The sequence below is a fragment of the Synechococcus sp. H55.9 genome, from assembly GCF_047462355.1.
In the GTDB taxonomy this organism is placed as follows: domain Bacteria; phylum Cyanobacteriota; class Cyanobacteriia; order Thermostichales; family Thermostichaceae; genus Thermostichus.
Genome location: NZ_JANSJB010000104.1, coordinates 2,317 through 3,823, shown reverse-complemented (window position 1 = coordinate 3,823; position 1,507 = coordinate 2,317). Strand labels below are relative to the sequence as shown.

At 61.2% G+C, this 1,507-nt stretch carries 2 protein-coding genes; both read left to right on the top strand.

From position 1 onward, the window contains the following. Positions 1–64: 64 nt before the first annotated feature. Complete coding sequence (locus tag NW857_RS11395; RefSeq protein WP_414335868.1) at positions 65–892, top strand: lipoyl protein ligase domain-containing protein; 828 nt, start codon at positions 65–67, stop codon at positions 890–892. A 268-nt stretch (positions 893–1,160) separates the two neighbouring features. Next, positions 1,161–1,507, top strand: a 347-nt coding sequence (locus NW857_RS11390) for a TPM domain-containing protein (protein WP_414368983.1), incomplete at its 3' end; no start/stop codon positions are given.

Genomic DNA, 1,507 nt, shown 5'->3' with positions numbered 1-1,507 from the left:
ACTCTCGAGGGGATCAGTGCGGGCGAGATCTCGCGGGCCGTCACCATTGTCGCCAGCCTGGCCGATGAATACGACGAGCCGCTGCGAGCAGAGTTTCCCCCCACTTGAGATGGGATCCCAGGGAGCTTGGCTGCCCTATCGCGTGGCTCCTGGCGGCTGGCAGATGGAACAAGATGCCTGGCTTTTGCAGCGGCTGCGCCATGCTCCCAGGCCCTGTTTGCGCTTCTACGGCTGGGATCGGCTCACCCTCTCCCTAGGGCGGCACCAGGCCTGGCCCGATTCAGCGCCAGGGATCCCAGTGGTGCGCCGGCCCACCGGCGGACGGGCGGTGTTGCACCAGGCGGCTGAAGAGGCAGCGGAGCTGACCTACAGCTTGGTGCTGCCCCTTTCTTACCTCCAACGTCGGCTGCCCCGTTTGCAGCGGGCCTGCGTGTACGACTTCTGCTGCCGCTTTTGGGTAGAGGGCCTGGCGGCGCTGGGCATTGCGGTGGATCCACGCGTTTCTGCTCACGACCGACCTGCTGGCCAGAACCGCCTAACCCCAGACCCGGGCTACCACAACAAAGTCAGTTGCTTCGCCGCCCGTACCCGCGCCGATCTGAGCTGGCAGGGCAAAAAGCTGATGGGCAACGCCCAACTGTGGCAACCCTGGGGGATCCTGCAACAGGGATCCCTGCTGTTGCGGCCCAATTTCGAGCTGTGGGAACGATACCTGCCCGGCTCTCAGGTGATTGGCGTGTACGACCTTTGCCCCACAGCGCCGGGGATCCCTGAACTGATCGAACATTTTCTCCAAATGGCCCAAGAGTGCTTTGAGGTGGAATGGCAAGAAGAAACCTGGCCGGATCCGCTTCACTGGGAGGATCCGGCGGGGATAGCTGACCCTGAGTGATAGAGAACGGCAAGATCCACTTCCCCCCTCTCCCTCTGGGAGAGGGGTTAGGGGTGAGGGGGTGTTCGTCTCATTGGTATTCGGGATAACTTTGGAAGTGGTTGCGTTCTTGACACTCCCACCGCCTAAAGGGGGGGGATTCTTACGCAGTCCACAAACGAGCTCGTAAAGGCGCTGTCAAGACGCCTCTAGACAGTTCCGTGTTGCAAATGCATCTCCATCCGAAGGGGCTGTGCTAAAACCAAGGCAGCGCTCAGCCAGGTGAGCCATGCCAAAAGTTTGGGCGGCAGTCTTGCTCAGTGTATCGCTGTGGATCCCGCAGCCTGCTTGGGCAATTACCCTCGAACAAGTGCCCAACCCCCGCCGCCAGTATGGAGGATGGGTTTCCGACACCGCCGACATCCTCAGCAGCAGCACTGAAAACGAGCTGAACCGTCTCCTCACCCAGCTTGAGCAGCGCACCAGTGCCGAGATGGCGGTGGTGACGGTACCCAACACTCAGGGATATGCCACGCCGAAAGCGTTCACCACGCAGCTATTTAACTACTGGGGCATTGGCAAGGCCGGTCGCAACAACGGCGTGTTGTTTCTCATCTCGGTAGGGGATCGGCGGGT

What these genes read in the sequence shown, in the direction of transcription:
- NW857_RS11395 (WP_414335868.1), top strand. Translation starts at nt 65, where the DNA reads ATGAATACGACGAGCCGCTGCGAGCAGAGTTTCCCCCCACTTGAGATG.